The following is a 16,981-nucleotide window of genomic DNA, read 5'->3' as shown; positions in this document are numbered from 1 at the left end:
GATTTGTCCATTGTTCAAAATTTGAAGTCGTTTCATCTTTGCACCATCATTATTAACAATTCAAAAATTAATAAAAATGGACAAAAACAGAGAAGCGTTAACTGCATTTTACAGAAAAGCATTAACTGTAAATACCGAGACAACATCAACAGAAATCCTAACCAAAATTTTAGCAGACGATTTTATTTCATCAGGTTCTGTTGAAAGCAAAGGAAAATCAGCATTGATTGGACAATTAGAACATTTTTGGAAATTAATTCCAGATTTGAAATGGGAACCACAAGATATGATTTGCGAAGGCAACAAGTTTGTTGTTCGCAGCAAAGTAAGTGGTACACCTAATGGCGATTTTATGGGTTTGCCTACTGACGGTACAAAATCATTCGAAATTATGTCGATTGATTTTCATACAATAGAAAACGGTCAATTAAAATCTGTTCACCATCTAGAAGATTGGGGGACAGCAATGAAACAATTAAAATCATAAAACTATGACAACACATATAGATTTTGTACCAAAATGGGTACGCATTTCCGTTGGCGTTTTAGCCCTTTTAAATATCCTATTTGGCATAATGGGCTACTTTGATATGTCTATTTTATTTCACAACGGAGCAGGTTTGGATTTGACAAATGGGATTTTAAAGCAAGCCAGTAACGAGTTTGCAGCAAGGAATTTAGCGATTGGTTTGGGTTTGTTAATTGTAGCCTTAAAAGGCGTTCCTGAAAGTATTACAATTGTATTAATCATAAGAGCATTGGTAGAAATTCAAACCATAATTATGACTTTTGTTTCAGGTAAAGTTGATGCAATGATTGCAATGCCTTTGGTGTTTTTAACTGCAGAAATATTTTTGATTAAAACTTTAATTGGTGTTATTCAAAAACGTGACGCAAAATGAAAATATTAGGTTTAATACTATTTACATTTTTCGCCTTTTCAATCTTATGCAATGCACAAACCAAAAAAGTAAATTCAAAATTGGAATACATAGAAATAGCTAAATTCAAATTGAAGGAAGGCTTTACAACAGAGCAATTTATTGATGCCGAAAAAGCCGTAAGAAACGGATTAATAAAATCCCAAAAGGGGTTTATCAGTCGTGAATTAAGCACCGACAAAGACGGAAATTGGTTAATGGATATGCGTTTTGACACCAAAGCCAATATGGACGCATGGTTTGAAGCCTTAAAGCAAGACCCAACAATGAAAATTTTGGGGTCAATGATAGATTTTCCAACAGTACGAATGGAATTTTTTAACAAACAAATTTAAAATAAAATGAACAAAGTCAAATTTTTATCAATCTTAATCGCAATGTTTGCCGTTACAACTATTGCAACTGCACAAACAAAAAAAACAAAACAATCTATGGAAGTAAAAACTCAATACTTAGAGGTTGTTCGCTTCAAGTTAAAATCAGAAGTAACAAAAGAACAATTTTTAAAAGCCGAAAATGAAATCCGGGTCGGCAAAATCAAAAACCAAAAAGGTTATCAAGGCAGAGACGTTTATCAGGATACAGATGGAACTTGGCTTATCATCATTCGATGGGACGACAAAGAAAGTGCAGAAGCTTGGACGCCAATTTTTATGACCCTAAAAGAAGGTCAAGCCTTTGGTTCGTTAATGGATTTTTCAAGTGCAAGACAAGAACATTACACTTTAGTAAAGCCATAAATTAAATCAAAAATAATTTCAAAAGTTTCTTGTTTTCGAACAAGAAACTTTTTTGTATTGTAGTAAACAGAAACGACAGAAGAAAAAGCACTACCGCTACAGCGGCTTGGCAAAAGTGGCGGTTTAGTGCTTCGTAATACAGTTTTTCGTAAATTTGAAGTGTGTGCTTTGTATGAACATTTGTGGTAAAAATCGCCACCTTCGCAAAGCCCGAAACCGTTAACGGTCATTGCAAAGGAGAACACAACCAACAGAAAATGAAACAGACAATTATTTATTTTGCATTGACAATTTTCACATTGACTTCGTGCAACGACAAAACACAAAACACAGAAAAGAGCATGGCGACTACAACAAGCGACAGTTTGACTTTTAAAAATGGCTATTCGGAAGTGAATGGACTGAAAATGTATTATGAAATTCATGGACAAGGGAAACCAATTGTTTTAATTCACGGTGGTGGTTCGACAATTTAGACAAACTTTGAGAAAATCATTCCATTGCTTGCCAAAAACAGACAAGTAATTGCAATAGAACTTCAAGCTCACGGGCGGACAAATGACCGAAATGCTGACTTAACATTTGAACAGGATGCAGATGATATTGCTACACTTCTCAAAAACTTAAAAATAGACAAGGCGGACTTTTTCGGTTTTAGCAACGATGGGACAACTACTTTACAAATAGCTATTCGACACCCTGAATTAGTTGACAAAATAATTTTAGGTTCTGCACTTGCCAAACGAAACGGAGTTCCTGAATGGTTTTGGGGCTTTATGGAAAATGCCAAATTTGAAAATATGCCCGAACTTCTAAAAGATGGTTATAAAAAAGTTGCCGCAGACACAAATGGTTTACAAGTTATGCATGACAGAGATGCAAAGAGAATGGTAAACTTCAAAGATATTCCGGACGAGCAAATAAAATCTATCAAAGCCCCGACTTTAATCATTATTGGTGACAAAGACGTTATCACTCCAGAACACGCTATTGAATTGCACAGACTAATTTCAAATTCTGAATTAGCAATAATTCCGGGTGGACACGGACAATACATTGGAGAAATTACAACAATAACACCTGAATTTAAAGAAAGCGACCTTGTTGTTCCAATGATTGAAAAATTCCTTGACAAAAAGCCTACAAAATAATTCTGACCGACATGAACGAAAGAGAACAACGATCCGCTAACAGGCGTTAACCAAAATTATTTCAGCTTCATTGGTACAATATCAACAAAAATCTATTTTATATATAGAAAATTTAATATAGATGCTAAACTCACACTAAAGCTCGATCAAGAAATAATTAAAAAAGCTAAAAAATACGCTTCCAGGAGGAAACTTAGTTTGTCTCGTTTGATCGAAAACTACTTAGGTTCATTAACCTCTGGTCAGAAAAACGATGATGATGAAATTGAAATTTCACCATTTGTCAAAAGCTTACAAACTGGCGTAAACATACCGTCTGACCTAGATTACAAAAAAGAATATCACAAATATTTAACCGAAAAATATAAATAAGAAAGCGAATTTATGTTGACACAAACATAATGCTAGATCTTTTAGGCGAGCGCGAAGATTTCTATTTCGCCTCTGCAAAGATAGCGTCATTGGCTGACCAAAAGAAAGTTGCGCTTGTTTCTTTGCCGATTTCGTATGCAACGGTAAATTATTTTCTAGTAAACATGAAAATCCTAAAATAGCAAAAGAGAAACTATGGAAATTCAAATTGTTTAGTGAAATCTGCAAAATTGATGAAAGTATTATGGAAAAAAGTTTGAATTCAAAATTTTCTGATTATGAAGACGCTTTGCATCACTTCAATGCTATCGATTCATAGTGTGAAATTATAATTACACGAAATCCAAAAGATTTTAAAAATTCAATTCTTCCATTTATGAGTCCAAATGAATTTTTAAGAAGTATTAACTTTTAACTTCATCCAACCTCAGGCTTGATAAATTCGCTAATTTGAATTCAAAGGCAGTTCGGTGAAGTTGGCAAAATAGATTTTAAAAAAAATTTAAAGTTCTCGTAGAAATATTAAATCTAGATGACTCAGTAACTGAATTGGCTTTGAGCGATGATAATTTCTCAAAATTTGACATCCATTCCCTTAATAATAAATGTCCTTTCAACCATCCTCGCTCTCTTTGAATTGTGCTAATTTTACAGAAGGGTTTGCCATTTGTGGCACAAACACAGCGCCTAAAAGAAATCGGCGGCTCAGTGGTTATATGAAACTTTGCGCTTCTTATTAAATTTTGTGGTGGCAGATCCCTTACAGCAGTGCTTCGAAATCGCCAGCTTATTCGAAGCCCAATAAGCTAAGCACAAACAAAATAAAATCTATTACTAACGGAGTTCTACGTAATTTTTAATTATATTTGTACGTAAAATAATGTTTATGGACAAAAAACTCACACTGAGTCTGAATAAGTCAATTATCGAAAGTGCAAAAGATTATGCTAAATCGAATGATATTAGTCTATCGAAACTTATCGAGTCCTATTTATCCACGCTCGTTAAACGCAATAAAAGTTCACCAGAAATTACACCACTTGTAGAAAGTTTAAGCGGTGTAATTTCACTGGACAAAGATTTTGATGTAAAAGATGCTTATGCAGATTATTTACTAGAGAAATATAAATGAGCAGATTACTAATTGATACTAATATTGTTATGGATCTTCTTTCAAAAAGAGAGAAGTTCTATGATGAAGCTGCCGATTTATTTTCTCGCGCAGACAAAAAAGAACTGGTACTAACAATTTCATCTTTAACATTTGCGAATACAAATTACATTCTAACCAAACTAAAATCGGCAAAGGAAGCAAGAGAGATTTTAAGAAAATTTAAAGTTCTGGTAGAATTATTAAATTTAGATGACAAAATAGCTGAATTAGCACTGAGTGATGAGAGTTTCCCAGACTTTGAAGATGGACTTCAGTATTACTCTGCTATCGAAAATCAAATCGATGTAATTATCACTCGAAATAAGAAGGATTTCAAAAATTCAAAAATTCCTGTACTATCAACGAAAGAATTTTTAGCTCTGATATAATGCCATTGGCCAATAGCTTAGACGGCCTCAACCGACTGCTCCGATGTCTGCTCCTCCACCACCCTACTTGCGCATCACTTGCAGGCTCCCTTTTATTTAACAAGTTTACCGCTGAAAAATTATACAGACATTAAAATGAAACAAATCATTACCATAGATTTTTACTTTCAAAATTTAGAGCACATTCCAATTATTGATGTCAGGTCACCTGGAGAGTTTGCCAAAGGACATATTCCCTATGCTCATAATGTTGATTTATTTACTGATGAAGAGCGCACAATAGTTGGCACTGCCTATAAAAAAGTGTCACAAGAAAGGGCAATTGAGCTTGGTTATGAATTTGTAACTCCCAAACTAAATGAATTTATAAATAAATCTATTGAGATTGCCCCTGAAAAAGTAGTTGTTGTGCATTGTTGGCGGGGAGGCATGAGGAGTAGCGCTTTTGCCGATCATCTTATCGAGCATGGTTTTAAAAAGGTTTACGTTATTGAAAATGGGTACAAATCTTTTAGAAATTATGTGTTGCGATCTTTTGAAGAACCTTTTAATCTTAAAATCTTAGGTGGATATACAGGCACAGGCAAAACTGAAATACTGCATTTTTTAGAAAAGAAAGGGCAACAAGTTGTTGACTTGGAAGGATTGGCTCACCATAGAGGTTCTGTGTTTGGAGGAATAGATCTTCCACCTCAGCCTACAACTGAGCAATTTGAGAATAAGCTCTTTTCAATATTAAGAAGATTAAATTCTAATATACCAATATGGATTGAGGATGAAAGTAGAATAATTGGGAATGTATCAATTCCTAATCTATTTTATCTTCGTATGAGAGTTATGCCTGTATATTTCCTAAATATTCCATTAGAAAAAAGAATAGAACACCTTGTTAATACATACGCTAATCTAAACCAGGATAAGTTGGCTGCTGCAATTAGTCGAATAAGTAAAAAGCTTGGATATGATAAAGCTAAATTCGCTTTGGATGCGCTTGAAAACAAAAATTATAATCAAGTTGTAGAGATTATCCTATTTTATTACGATAAATACTACTTAAAAGGATTACAAAAACGAGAAGAATCTTCAATTCAAACACTTGAAATCACCTCCGCGAATCATGAAGAAATTGCGGATATTTTAATAAGTTTAATAGATCAGAATAATGGATGAATCAATAAAAATGACAAGCTACAGCCATGGTGCCGGTTGTGGCTGCAAAATATCACCCAAAGTATTAACTACCATATTAAAATCTAGTTCTATCCAAATTGATGACCCTCGCCTTTTGGTAGGTAACGACACCAGAGATGATGCTGCGGTCTATGATATGGGTAATGGAACAGCCATCATTAGTACTACAGATTTTTTCTTACCCATAGTTGACGACCCTTTCACCTTTGGAAGGATTGCCGCTACCAATGCGATAAGCGATGTATATGCTATGGGAGGAAAACCATTAATGGCGATAGCAATCTTAGGGTGGCCGATTGACAAAATAGCTCCTGAAGTTGCCGCTCAAGTAATGGAAGGTGGTAGAAAAGCCTGTTCTGATGCAAATATTATACTTGCCGGAGGCCATAGTATAGATAATCCTGAACCTATATTTGGACTTGCAGTTACCGGATCGGTTGTAATCTCGAATTTAAAACGTAATGATACCGCTCAACCAGGAAGCATACTTTATTTAACCAAACCTTTAGGTATTGGTATTTTAGCTACCGCACAAAAGAAAGGTATTTTAGAAGAAGACCATATAGATATTGCTGCCAATTCGATGGTTATTCTAAATGATGTTGGATCAGAACTCTCAGAAATAGAGGCGGTTACAGCTTTAACAGATGTAACTGGATTTGGGCTAATGGGACATTTATTGGAAGTGTGTGAGGGCAGTAATGTCTCCGCGAATATTAACTATAACAAAGTGCCGATTTTCAAAGAAATTCATAGCTATCTTGATAAAAAATGTATACCCGGAGGAACGCTAAGAAACTGGGACAGTTACGGTCACAAGCTAAAAATTGAAGACGAAACGCAACGACATATCTTATTTGATCCACAGACCAGTGGAGGATTACTAATTGCTGTCAAAAAAGAAGCTGCTCAAAAAGTGGAATCCATATTAAGAAGTAAGGGTCTTTATTCTGAACCAATAGGTGAGATCATAGAAAGATCAGAATTGCCAATATATATTAATGAAAAATAATATTTATAATTACAGTCTTAAAAATCAAAAAAACATTGTACAATCGAGTAGATAGCCTCATCCGATCGCTCCTATGAGATGCGCCTCTCCCAACACCCTGCGAACGCGAGCGTATAATCTCCAAAAGCCTCGCCCTCTTGTTGCCTTAATTCATTACCTGCAGCCTTAAAACATATATTACAAAATATAAAATTAACAAAATCGATGAGTAAATTTCATTACGCTTTTAAAGTAAAAGATATAAAGACAACTCGAAAGTTCTACATTGAAATTTTGGGTTGTGAAGAAGGAAGATCAACTGAAAATTGGATTGATTTCAATTTTTTTGATAATCAATTATCCGCTCATGTAAGTGATAATTTTCCAAAATTAGACTATTGTGGAAAAGTGGATGGAATTATTGTTCCAATACCCCATTTTGGATGTTTATTGGAAATCGATCAATTTCAAAGAATCCAGAAAATACTTGAGAAGGAAAAAATCGAATTTTTGGTTAAACCACAAAAAAGATATGAAGGTAAAGCCGGAGAACAATTAACAATGTTTGTCTTTGATTTCAGCGGAAATCCATTAGAATTTAAGGCATTTACAAATAGTAACGAAGTTTTTTCAATTTTATGAAAAAGCCAGCAGGTATCACCCTATATAAGCGGTAGCTTGTTTCTTTTTGAAATCAAATCTATTGGTAAATTAATTGGTTATCTAGCCGCCAGATGTCAATGGATAGTCTCTAGTTTCTGACTTCAGACCTCTGGCTTCTACTCTTTTAAAATAATGACGACTTATTCATCATTATATTGACGACTTATTCGTAATTTTGCATGATGGACAGCAGAGCGATATTACATATGGATCTGGATACATTCTTTGTATCGTGTGAAAGGTTGCAGGACAGCAGCCTTGAGAATAAACCAATACTCATTGGTGGTACCAGTGGGCGCGGCGTCGTGGCGTCCTGCAGCTATGAAGCACGCAAGTATGGTGTTCATTCTGCCATGCCTATGAAGATGGCGCGCGACAGATGTCCGGAAGCTATCGTGTTGAAAGGTGATTCGATGCTGTACTCCAAATATTCTCAAATGGTGGGAGAGATCATTAAGGAAGCTGCTCCGGTATATGAGATCGCCTCCATTGACGAGTTTTACCTCGACCTAACCGGTATGGACAAGTTTTTCGGATGCCTGAAATATGCGTCCGAACTGAGGACAAAGATCATCCGTGAAACAGGGCTGCCTATCTCATTTGGGCTTTCTCAAAATAAGACTGTATCTAAGATCGCCACCGGAGAAGCCAAGCCAAACAATCAGATCCGCATCGACCTGGGCACCGAAAAAGAATTTCTAAGCCCACTTTCTGTCCGCAAGATCCCGATGGTAGGATTAAAAACATTTCAAACACTCTGCGAAATGGGCATCCGTCGCATCAATACCGTCCAGAATATGCCCATACAAATGATGGAAGGTGCCCTGGGACAGAATGGTGTAGCCATCTGGAAAAAGGCGAATGGCATCGACATGTCACCCGTGGTGCAATATAACAAACAGAAATCCATATCTTCTGAACGTACCTTCGACAAAGACACCATCGACGTGACAAGACTAAAATCGATCCTCGTAGCCATGGTCGAAAGCCTCATTTTACAACTAAGAAGGGAAAATAAAGTCTGCGCCTGCATCACGGTTAAGATCCGCTATTCTGATTTCGATACCAAGACCCTACAGAAAAAGGTCCCTTATACCGCAGCCGACCATGAAATTCTGCCGATAGTCGCCGGTCTTTTCGACAAACTATACAATCGTCGCGTCCTCGTCAGGCTGATCGGACTCCGCTTCAGCGAACTCGTCCAAGGCAGTCACCAGTTCTCATTATTTGAGGACTCTCCAAAATTAACCAGCCTATATCAATCTATGGATCATATCCGCGACCGGTTCGGTGATCGTGCCGTCATGCGGGCTTCAGGTATGGAGATAAAGTCGATGAGCAGAATGAATCCGTTCAATGGAAAGAATCAGCAGACGGACGGTACATTTTAAGAAGGTAAGAAGGCGAGGAAGTGAAAAGGTCGTTCCGTAAGGTTACTGATTACTAATTACTGATTGCTGATGGCTATTAGCGGATGGCTGATGGCTTCGATGTGGATAATTGATAAGTCCGATTCTGATTGTTCTGATTTATTTGGAATATGTTTCATTAATTCGCAAACAGCTTTCGCAATTCGCTGGAGGGAAACGACCTTTCAGGCCTTCTTTTGACTGTAAGCTTAAGGCAATAAACTTTAGGCTGGAAATCGACTCTATTAAGTCACCTAGAACCAAACACCAAATACCAGACAATCTCTATTTAATTCATACATCTACAGCTCAATATTCGCCTTTGATATAATTCCAGAAGTTCCGCCCGCTCGCATTACCCATTACTCATTACCTATTACTCATTATCAATTCTAAAAGTGAGAAGGTGAGAAAGTGAGAAGGTCGTTCTTTACAAAATTTGTGGTAAACTTCAATTACTGATTACTGATTACTGACTACTGATTGCTGATAGCTTCGATGTGGATAATTATTAAGTCCGATTCTGATTACTCTGATTTATTTGGAATATATTTCATTAATTCGCAAACAGCTTTCGCAATTCGCTGGAGGGAAACGACCTTTCAGGCCTTCTTTTGACTGTAAGCTTAAGGCAATAAACTTTAGGCTGGAAATCGACTCTATTAAGTCACCTAGAACCAAACTCCAAATACCAGACAATCTCTATTTAATTCATATAACTACAGCTCAATATTCGCCTTTGATATAATTCCAGAAGATCCGCCCGCTCTCATTACCCATTACCCATTACCTATTACTCATTATCAATTCTAAAGGTGAGAAAGTGAGATGGTGAGAAGGTCGTTCTTTACAAAATTTGTGGTAAACTTCAATTACTGGATTACTAATTACTGATTGCTGATAGCTTCGATGTGGATAATTATTAAGTCGGATTCTGATTACTCTGATTTATTTGGAATATATTTCATTAATTCGCAAACAGCTTTCGCAATTCGCTGGAGGGAAACGACCTTTCAGGCCTTCTTTTGACTGTAAGCTTAAGGCAATAAACTTTAGGCTGGAAATCGACTCTATTAAGTCACCTAGAACCAAACACCAAACAATCTCTATTTAATTCATATATCTACAGCTCAATATTCGCCTTTGATATAATTCCAGAAGTTCCGCCCGCTCTCATTACCCATTACCCATTACCTATTACTCATTATCAATTCTAAAGGTGAGAAGGTGAGAAGGTTAGAAGGTCGTTCTTTACCAAAATTTGTGGTAATCTTCAATTGCTGACTACTGACTACTGATTACTGATTCCCTCTCCTAACCAACTTAAATGCAGGAATAGAGATCAATATCAAAACAATGCTGATGACCAAACTTTTGAAGTCGTTGATAGAAAAGAAAATAATCAGGGCAAAAGTAGAAATAAGTGCTATAATAGTTGTCCATGGATATGCCCAGGCTTTATAGGGACGTTTCATATCAGGGTACTTTTTTCGTAGAAAAATAACTGAATAAAAAGTCAAGCCTAAAATTAAAACTCCTAAAAATGACCCCAAAGCAAAGAGCTGATCAAAGGAACTAATGACAACTAGGATAGCCTGAAGAATGAAGGAAAAGATCAAAGCAAAGACAGGACTTCCACCAGAATTGACCACTGTTGCGCGTTTTAAGAATAATCCGTCCCTACCTAAACCAAAAAGAATTCTTGCAGGGATCATCATATAGGCATTGAGAATATTGATCAAAGAAAACAATGCGAATAATACCATAATGATAAAACCTGCCTTACCAAAGACCAGTTCAGCAGCTTGTGATGCAACTAAAGGATTATTTGCAGCTTGATCAACAGGGACTACATAAAATAAAGCAGCATTGATCAACAAATAGATAGCGATGATAATAAGTGTACCTATAAAAAAGGATCTAGGCAAATTCTTTCCCGGATCAGTATCTTCCTCAGCAAATACAGCTGCATTCCACCACCCGTTATATGCACCTGTAATAAACTGAAGCGCAATAAAGAAAGGTAGTAGCAGGCTTTTCGGTTCGCCAAGATGAGTTACCACCTCTGCAGGATTTACTGAGGCCGATCCCCATCCGAAACAGGCAATGATTAAAAAGAGGAAAAACAATACTTTGATAACAGAGGTAATCTGCTGAAATATACTACCAGTCCTGGTTCCTAATAAATTGAGGCCCACAAAAGAAGACAATATGAGAAGTCCCATAATGGTTTTACTAAGTGGAATATTTGGAAAAAGTAACAAGAGGTATTCACTGATGACGATGCTATAATAAGCAGGCGCCATCGCATTGACAATGTAATCAAACCAACCTACGATAAACCCAAAGTAATTCCCAAAGGCAATTTTAACATAATTATACATTCCGCCTGCCTTTGGCATCATAGCAGCGAGTTCTGCATAAGAAATGGCAGAGATAAACATATAAAGCCCTCCTACCAACCAACATAAAAGGATAAGCCAGATATTGGGCAATTGCGCTGCTATAGTACCCGGCGTCCTTAGAATACCGACACCGATCGTACCGCCAATTACGATGGCAATACCGAAGCCTAGTCCAAGGACCTTTTTGAGTTGATTTTTTTCTGAATTATTTACTACTGACATAGAGTTATATCAGGTAAAGAAACAAAATATAATGGAAAAAAACTTAATCAAATGCCGGTAAAGGACTATTTGTGGCTCTCCTGTTGGGTCGCAAATTCCCGTCCTTAATGAATGCCGCCTTAAGTCCGGACAGCAAGGACTTCCACCAATAACTAAAAACTGATTTCATTGGACTACGAGGATAATTAATTTTACCAGTGAGATCTGCATTAATAACTTTGTTGATCTTGATAAGCTGGTTAATGGCAATGGTCTTAAAAATGGCTACTTTATCAGGGTTCTTTGGCTTGAAAGCGTTGACCTTTAATTCTTTATAGGAAAAATTCACCCTACCTGTAGCAAGCTTATCATCATAAGTAAACTGAAAACTCAAAGTATCTAATAATCCGGACTTAACTTCAATAAGGACAGCTGACTTAAGAATACTATTCAATTCTGTAAGCTGAAATGGTGCAATGTGACCTGAAGCTTTGTATTTTTCAATATTATTAAAGGGAAAAGTGAATTGTACATCCATAAGCCCTTTATCCATAAACCTTGCTTTTACATTCAAAATATTCGAAAGCTTTGAAGTATCGTTAGTGAAATCATTAGCATTGATATTCAAATTACTGAAAAATATTCTTCCTGGATCCCTTTCCTTCTTGTTCAGTTCTTCATATGCTACGAAGCTATTATTAACTTCCAACGTATCAATATTAAAAAAGACTTTGAACTTTTTAAGTATATCTGTTGGTAATTCAGATAATGTAGTTTTTTTATTTGGGTTAATTTTATCTCGATACACTTCAAGCTGAAAGTCCATTAGTAATTTACGTGCTCTCAGATACATTGAATTTTGATCCCAAAGAGTCAATCCAAGTAAATGAATTGACTTGGAATATGCAGTGATACGATCCACCTGATGATCAAAATAGGTAGGGAAATCAGCTTTAGAATATTGAGGTATCACACTTATGGAATCAAGAAGAAGATCTTGTTTGCTTTCATCATAGTGCGCCTTCTGAATAGTAACTTTATGTTTTCCCTTATCCATTTTCATGGCAATATCAGCCGAACTTAGCCCTTCAAATTCATACTTAAGCGGTTTTTTTTGCAAAGAATCAATCCTGAAACCATCTATCATCAATTTATTAAGATTGGTGATCATGCCGAGACTATCATTAGCATCCCATCGTCTCCATTCAATATTATCAAAAACTATATTATGGATCTTTATGCTTCTAAGTTTAGACTTTTCATCTTCAGGCTTATTGTATGTTTTCAATTTATATTTAGCATGAGTCTCCACTTCAACACCGGAGATATTAAGTTTGCGAATGTCCAAGTGATCCAGGAAAAGCACCTTTTTTATATCGATATTTACCAGATTGATCTTCCTTATTGTGGCATGAAAGACACTATCCTTTTCATTCAATGCAGAAACATTGATTTGAGAAAGCACCACAGATCTATTAAATAAACCTATCTGCACATTGGCATAATCAACTTGAATTCCTCTCTTTTTTAAATTTTCTATTTGTACCCTTAGTACTTTTTTAACCTGAACCTCTGCAATTATCCTTGCTACTTCAATTAGTAACAATAAACAGCCGAGAATTAGTAAAATTATAGGAAGATGTTTTTTCTTTTGCTTCATTCAGTGATCTGATTCATTATTTCATGTCAAAACTAAATTATTTTAAATATTTAAAAAATAAATTTTAACAGTTGAAAAATAGTAAATATGTGGAGAATATTTAGTTTTAGAACATTAATCCAATTTCCCAATTATAGAATTTTAACATTCTTTCATTTGTTTAACGCAACATTAATGTTATTCGTGCGACTACAGCTTAAACTAAATCGTTTTATTTACATCCAATAGGTAATTAAATGATCTGCAGATCCAAAATTATTGAATGTGGATAAAACGATTTAACAAAAGATATTTAAATTTTAAATTAAAAAATCATGAAAAACAAGAGCGTATTATTTGGTGTTTTCATTTTTAGTATTTTTTTCAGCTTAACAGCATTTAGTCAAGCTGATATAAAGGCTGATTCAACAGGTTTGCCTGGAGACAATTTTAGTTTGCAGGGAGCTATGGACTTATTTAGCAAAGCAACTTCACCGGAAGATTTTGAAAAAGCTATAAATGACGAGAAGAATAATGTGAACAATCTGGATCTCAATGGCGATGGAGAGATTGATTATATCAAAGTAATAGACAAAAAAGAAAGTGATGTCCATGCCATTGTGCTTCAAGCAGTTATTTCAGAAAATGAAAGCCAGGACATCGCTGTTATCGAAATAGAGATGAAAGGTAAGGATGACGCTATTGCACAAATAGTGGGAGATGCTGATATCTATGGTAAAGACGTATACGTAGAACCGGCGATGGAAGAAACTCAAAATGATATCAGAGTCAACGGTGATGTAAAAAGCGGCCCTTCACCATTTGAATACAAGGCTCCTGTTAGATTGTATTTCAACGTATGGGCATGGCCTTGTGTGAGGTTTATCTATCAACCTGCTTATATAGTGTATGTTTCTCCTTGGCATTGGCACCGCTATCCATCATATTGGAATCCATGGAGACCAATGTATTGGCATAACTTCTATCCAAGATCTTATCATTACCACAATCATTACCATGTGATTAGTCAACCAAGGTGCTATAAAGCACGAGCGGCTTACAATCCACATAGAATGACTTCAAATACAGTCAAAGTACGCAATGAAAAAGTTGTCAATAATTACAGAACAACCAATAAGATAGTGATCAGAAATGAGGGCAGTCGTGGCCGCTCAGTTGACCGTGCAGACAGACTTGACTCCCGAAGCAATGTTGACAAAACTTCACGCTCTGATCAACGAACTACTCCTAAGGCGGATAGTCGTGACAGACAAAGAACTCAACCTTCTGATCAAAGGCAGCAAAGATCTGATGTAAGAGAAAACCAAAGAGGATCGTCTGAAAGAAACAGGAGTGAACAAAATACGCCTTCACAGCGCTCAGAACCGCGCACAGCTCCATCCAGAGATAACAAACCTCAAAGGCAAGAGAGAAATTCCCACCCTGAAAAAGTGGAGAAAAGTAATAGCAGACAACAAAGGTCTGATGTAAAAAGAAGCGAAAGAAGCAATTCCAAAGCTCCTTCCGGTCAAAACAGATCGAGTGGACAAGGAAAACGTTCAGGAAGAGGGTAGTATTTTTTTATATTCAAGGCAGGCTGCAGAATCTACACAGAATTCTGTGGCTTGCTTTGTTTTTCAATTGATAAAGTTTCAGTGTTAGAAATGAAACTCTAAAAACGTTGGTATTATTAAATTAAAAATTAGAAATTAGAATAAAACTCCGATGGTTGTATCAAGCAAAAAGTACTATTTTGTTAGAATATTCTTAATATTTTTTCAAGAATAAACATACGGATCACATAAATCGTTACTTACTTACAAAAACAAAACATGCAATTTCAAAAGCTAATATTTTTTTCTATTCTTTGTCTTTTAACTTTGAACTTAAATGCTCAAAGTGACTTATTCTCAAAAGCTAAGAAAGCTGCCAAAGAAATAACTTCCGGCAATGGAAACGTTTCGCTTTCAAATGACGAAGTTGTTGCCGGGCTTAAAGAAGCTCTTACAATAGGCGCGGAGAACTCTGCTGGACTCGCTTCAAAAGTTGATGGATTTTATAAAAACCCAGCAATCTTTATTCCATGGCCTCAAGAAGCCCGGAATATGAAAGAAAAGCTTGTTGCAATAGGCATGAGCAAACAAGTCGAAGACTTTGAGGCATCGCTTAATAGAGCTGCTGAAGAAGCAGCGAAAAGTGCTGCTCCGATTTTTGTCTCAGCTGTCAAAAACATGACTGTTAAAGATGGTTTTAACATCCTCAAAGGTGCTGATACTTCTGCCACCAATTATCTTAGGACAAACACTTCTGAATCTTTACGAAATACCTTCACGCCAATAGTCAGAAGTGCAATAGATAAAGTCAAAGTAACCTCTTACTGGACACCTTTGATTACTACCTATAACAAAATTCCCTTTGTTCAAAAACAAAATCCTGACCTGGAGGCATATGTAACGAATAAAGCAATCGACGGACTTATGGTATTGATTGCTAAAGAAGAGATCAATATTAGAAACAATGCTGCTGCACAGGTCACTGATCTTCTGAAGAAAGTATTTGGCAAGAAATAAGTTTAAATAGGGGTAGTTAATTTTTTTTAACCTCTGACGTTGAGTGTCTGACCCTGCCGGGACTTTTAACACAAGGAATTTTTTTCTGATTTACAGATTCTAGTTTTTCTGTTCGGCAAATGGATTTGAGAGATTATTTTTCGTAATTAATATAGCATCACATAGAGCCTTATCTGTAATTTATAAATGTCACAAAGCGATTTTGCTTCGACAAATTTTTGCACGAACGATTCCTTCATTACTACGACCTGACTGCTGACCACTGACCGACACGACCACTACCTCAATCGAATCTAGTGTATATCTAACATCATTATTCAATCCTGATCCAATAAGATCCACCATGTCTTTCCACATTTTTCATAGAATCACCATCCCAAATAGGACTTAAGATGGACGAAAGTTCTTTATCTTCTGAAACAAAGTAATTTGGAAAGATTGTTTTATACTTTTCCGGGTTGGCCAGGAGATAAATGGCTAGACCATATTGCTCAGAATATGCCCTATCACACATAAACTGAGGATAATCATATGGCAGATAGATATCATGAATGTGAACGATCACACCTTTTTTCAGCCTTGGAAGAATTTCCATGTAAAAAACCATAGAATCCGAATTTGGAAGTATGCGATGAGAGTTGTCCACGAAAAGAATATCATTTTCTTCCAGTAGATCAACAATGTCAAAATCAAGGTTTTCAAATGGTTTTCTGTGAACTTCATCAGCCAGGCTATCAATTTCCGCACGAGGCATAGGGTCAATCGAAATAATTTTAGTAGTAAGGCCTAACTCTTTCTTCGCTTTATATGCTACTTTGGTTGAATTGCCAGAGCCTATTTCAATATATTTTGAAGGTTTGAATTTGGCTAAAATGGCATAAATCGCAATAATGTCCAGCCCCGGCAAAAATCCATTATTCCAAGCCGGCTTGATAGAATCTTTTTCAATACTGCTATCCTTGATTATCCAAAATTGCTCTTTATACTTTAATGCTTCCTTCAGAATCAATTCATAATCACTTCTATGTGCATTTATAATTTCGTATAGACCTTTATGAGCAGGTAAGCCATGCCCATAGCGCGGCCTCATATCCACTTTATAATCAAGAAAAATATTTTGGAACTTTGGGCTTAAAAATCTATAAATACTTTTTAACATAGAAAAA

18 protein-coding genes are annotated in these 16,981 nt (G+C 36.0%); 15 read left to right on the top strand and 3 right to left on the bottom strand.

Translation table 11 applies throughout. The features are described 5' to 3' along the window. Positions 1-76: 76 nt before the first annotated feature. The 13 genes from IPI15_RS03555 (at position 77) to dinB (ending at position 8,982) form a co-directional block, all read left to right on the top strand. Positions 77-487: an ester cyclase gene (locus IPI15_RS03555; RefSeq protein WP_287400766.1), complete on the top strand. Its 411-nt coding sequence runs from the start codon at positions 77-79 to the stop codon at positions 485-487. Positions 488-491: 4 nt separating this feature from the next. Then, entirely contained in the window at positions 492-902 is a 411-nt protein-coding gene (locus IPI15_RS03550) for a hypothetical protein (RefSeq protein ID WP_287419199.1), read from the top strand. Beyond that, a complete protein-coding gene (locus IPI15_RS03545) occupies positions 899-1,276 on the top strand; it encodes an antibiotic biosynthesis monooxygenase family protein (protein ID WP_287400764.1) in 378 nt (125 codons plus the stop codon). The genes IPI15_RS03550 and IPI15_RS03545 overlap by 4 nt, the downstream gene beginning before the upstream one ends. A gap of 6 nt (positions 1,277-1,282) precedes the next feature. After that, positions 1,283-1,681 carry an antibiotic biosynthesis monooxygenase family protein gene (locus IPI15_RS03540; RefSeq protein WP_287400763.1) on the top strand — a complete coding sequence of 133 codons (399 nt, stop codon included), beginning with the start codon at positions 1,283-1,285 and terminating at the stop codon, positions 1,679-1,681. Between the two features lie 257 nt (positions 1,682-1,938). After that, positions 1,939-2,157, top strand: coding sequence for an alpha/beta fold hydrolase (locus IPI15_RS03535; RefSeq protein ID WP_287400762.1), 219 nt, complete (start codon positions 1,939-1,941; stop codon positions 2,155-2,157). Positions 2,158-2,172: 15 nt separating this feature from the next. Continuing rightward, the gene (locus IPI15_RS03530) at positions 2,173-2,832 is read left to right on the top strand and encodes an alpha/beta fold hydrolase (RefSeq protein WP_353738732.1); all 660 of its coding nucleotides are present in this window, start codon (positions 2,173-2,175) and stop codon (positions 2,830-2,832) included. A 69-nt stretch (positions 2,833-2,901) separates the two neighbouring features. Continuing rightward, positions 2,902-3,204, top strand: a complete 303-nt coding sequence (locus IPI15_RS19755; RefSeq protein WP_353738731.1) for a DUF6364 family protein — start codon at positions 2,902-2,904, stop codon at positions 3,202-3,204. Between the two features lie 886 nt (positions 3,205-4,090). After that, complete coding sequence (locus tag IPI15_RS03525) at positions 4,091-4,336, top strand: DUF6364 family protein (protein WP_287400761.1); 246 nt, start codon at positions 4,091-4,093, stop codon at positions 4,334-4,336. Then, positions 4,333-4,746 carry a type II toxin-antitoxin system VapC family toxin gene (locus IPI15_RS03520; RefSeq protein ID WP_287419197.1) on the top strand — a complete coding sequence of 138 codons (414 nt, stop codon included), beginning with the start codon at positions 4,333-4,335 and terminating at the stop codon, positions 4,744-4,746. The genes IPI15_RS03525 and IPI15_RS03520 overlap by 4 nt, the downstream gene beginning before the upstream one ends. A 135-nt stretch (positions 4,747-4,881) precedes the next feature. Continuing rightward, a complete protein-coding gene (mnmH, locus tag IPI15_RS03515; RefSeq protein ID WP_287419195.1) occupies positions 4,882-5,916 on the top strand; it encodes a tRNA 2-selenouridine(34) synthase MnmH in 1,035 nt (344 codons plus the stop codon). Further along, entirely contained in the window at positions 5,909-6,949 is a 1,041-nt protein-coding gene (selD, locus tag IPI15_RS03510; protein ID WP_353738728.1) for a selenide, water dikinase SelD, read from the top strand. Before mnmH ends, selD begins: the two co-directional genes overlap by 8 nt. A gap of 204 nt (positions 6,950-7,153) precedes the next feature. Further along, positions 7,154-7,570: a VOC family protein gene (locus IPI15_RS03505; RefSeq protein ID WP_287400758.1), complete on the top strand. Its 417-nt coding sequence runs from the start codon at positions 7,154-7,156 to the stop codon at positions 7,568-7,570. A 200-nt stretch (positions 7,571-7,770) separates the two neighbouring features. Continuing rightward, positions 7,771-8,982 carry a DNA polymerase IV gene (gene dinB / locus IPI15_RS03500; RefSeq protein ID WP_353738727.1) on the top strand — a complete coding sequence of 404 codons (1,212 nt, stop codon included), beginning with the start codon at positions 7,771-7,773 and terminating at the stop codon, positions 8,980-8,982. 1,316 nt (positions 8,983-10,298) lie between these two features. On the opposite strand, the gene IPI15_RS03495 is transcribed toward dinB, so the two are convergent. Together IPI15_RS03495 and IPI15_RS03490 are read right to left on the bottom strand one after the other, a co-directional pair. Continuing rightward, positions 10,299-11,627, bottom strand: coding sequence for an APC family permease (locus IPI15_RS03495; RefSeq protein WP_287400756.1), 1,329 nt, complete (start codon positions 11,625-11,627; stop codon positions 10,299-10,301). Positions 11,628-11,670: 43 nt separating this feature from the next. Continuing rightward, positions 11,671-13,266, bottom strand: coding sequence for a hypothetical protein (locus IPI15_RS03490; RefSeq protein ID WP_287419193.1), 1,596 nt, complete (start codon positions 13,264-13,266; stop codon positions 11,671-11,673). Positions 13,267-13,580: 314 nt separating this feature from the next. Between IPI15_RS03490 and IPI15_RS03485 the strand changes: the two genes are divergently transcribed. Together IPI15_RS03485 and IPI15_RS03480 are read left to right on the top strand one after the other, a co-directional pair. Further along, positions 13,581-14,819 carry a hypothetical protein gene (locus IPI15_RS03485; protein ID WP_287419192.1) on the top strand — a complete coding sequence of 413 codons (1,239 nt, stop codon included), beginning with the start codon at positions 13,581-13,583 and terminating at the stop codon, positions 14,817-14,819. 258 nt (positions 14,820-15,077) lie between these two features. Further along, positions 15,078-15,815, top strand: a complete 738-nt coding sequence (locus IPI15_RS03480) for a DUF4197 domain-containing protein (RefSeq protein ID WP_287400750.1) — start codon at positions 15,078-15,080, stop codon at positions 15,813-15,815. 313 nt (positions 15,816-16,128) lie between these two features. On the opposite strand, the gene IPI15_RS03475 is transcribed toward IPI15_RS03480, so the two are convergent. Next, on the bottom strand, positions 16,129-16,974 hold the full coding sequence (locus tag IPI15_RS03475; protein ID WP_287419190.1) for a class I SAM-dependent methyltransferase: 846 nt from the start codon (positions 16,972-16,974) through the stop codon (positions 16,129-16,131). Positions 16,975-16,981: the final 7 nt, after the last annotated feature.

Source organism: Candidatus Brachybacter algidus (genome assembly GCF_016707225.1).
Classification (GTDB): Bacteria; Bacteroidota; Bacteroidia; order Chitinophagales; family Saprospiraceae; genus Parvibacillus; species Parvibacillus algidus.
Note: the sequence above shows the minus strand (reverse complement) of the source record. Positions and strands in the feature narration are given on the sequence as shown.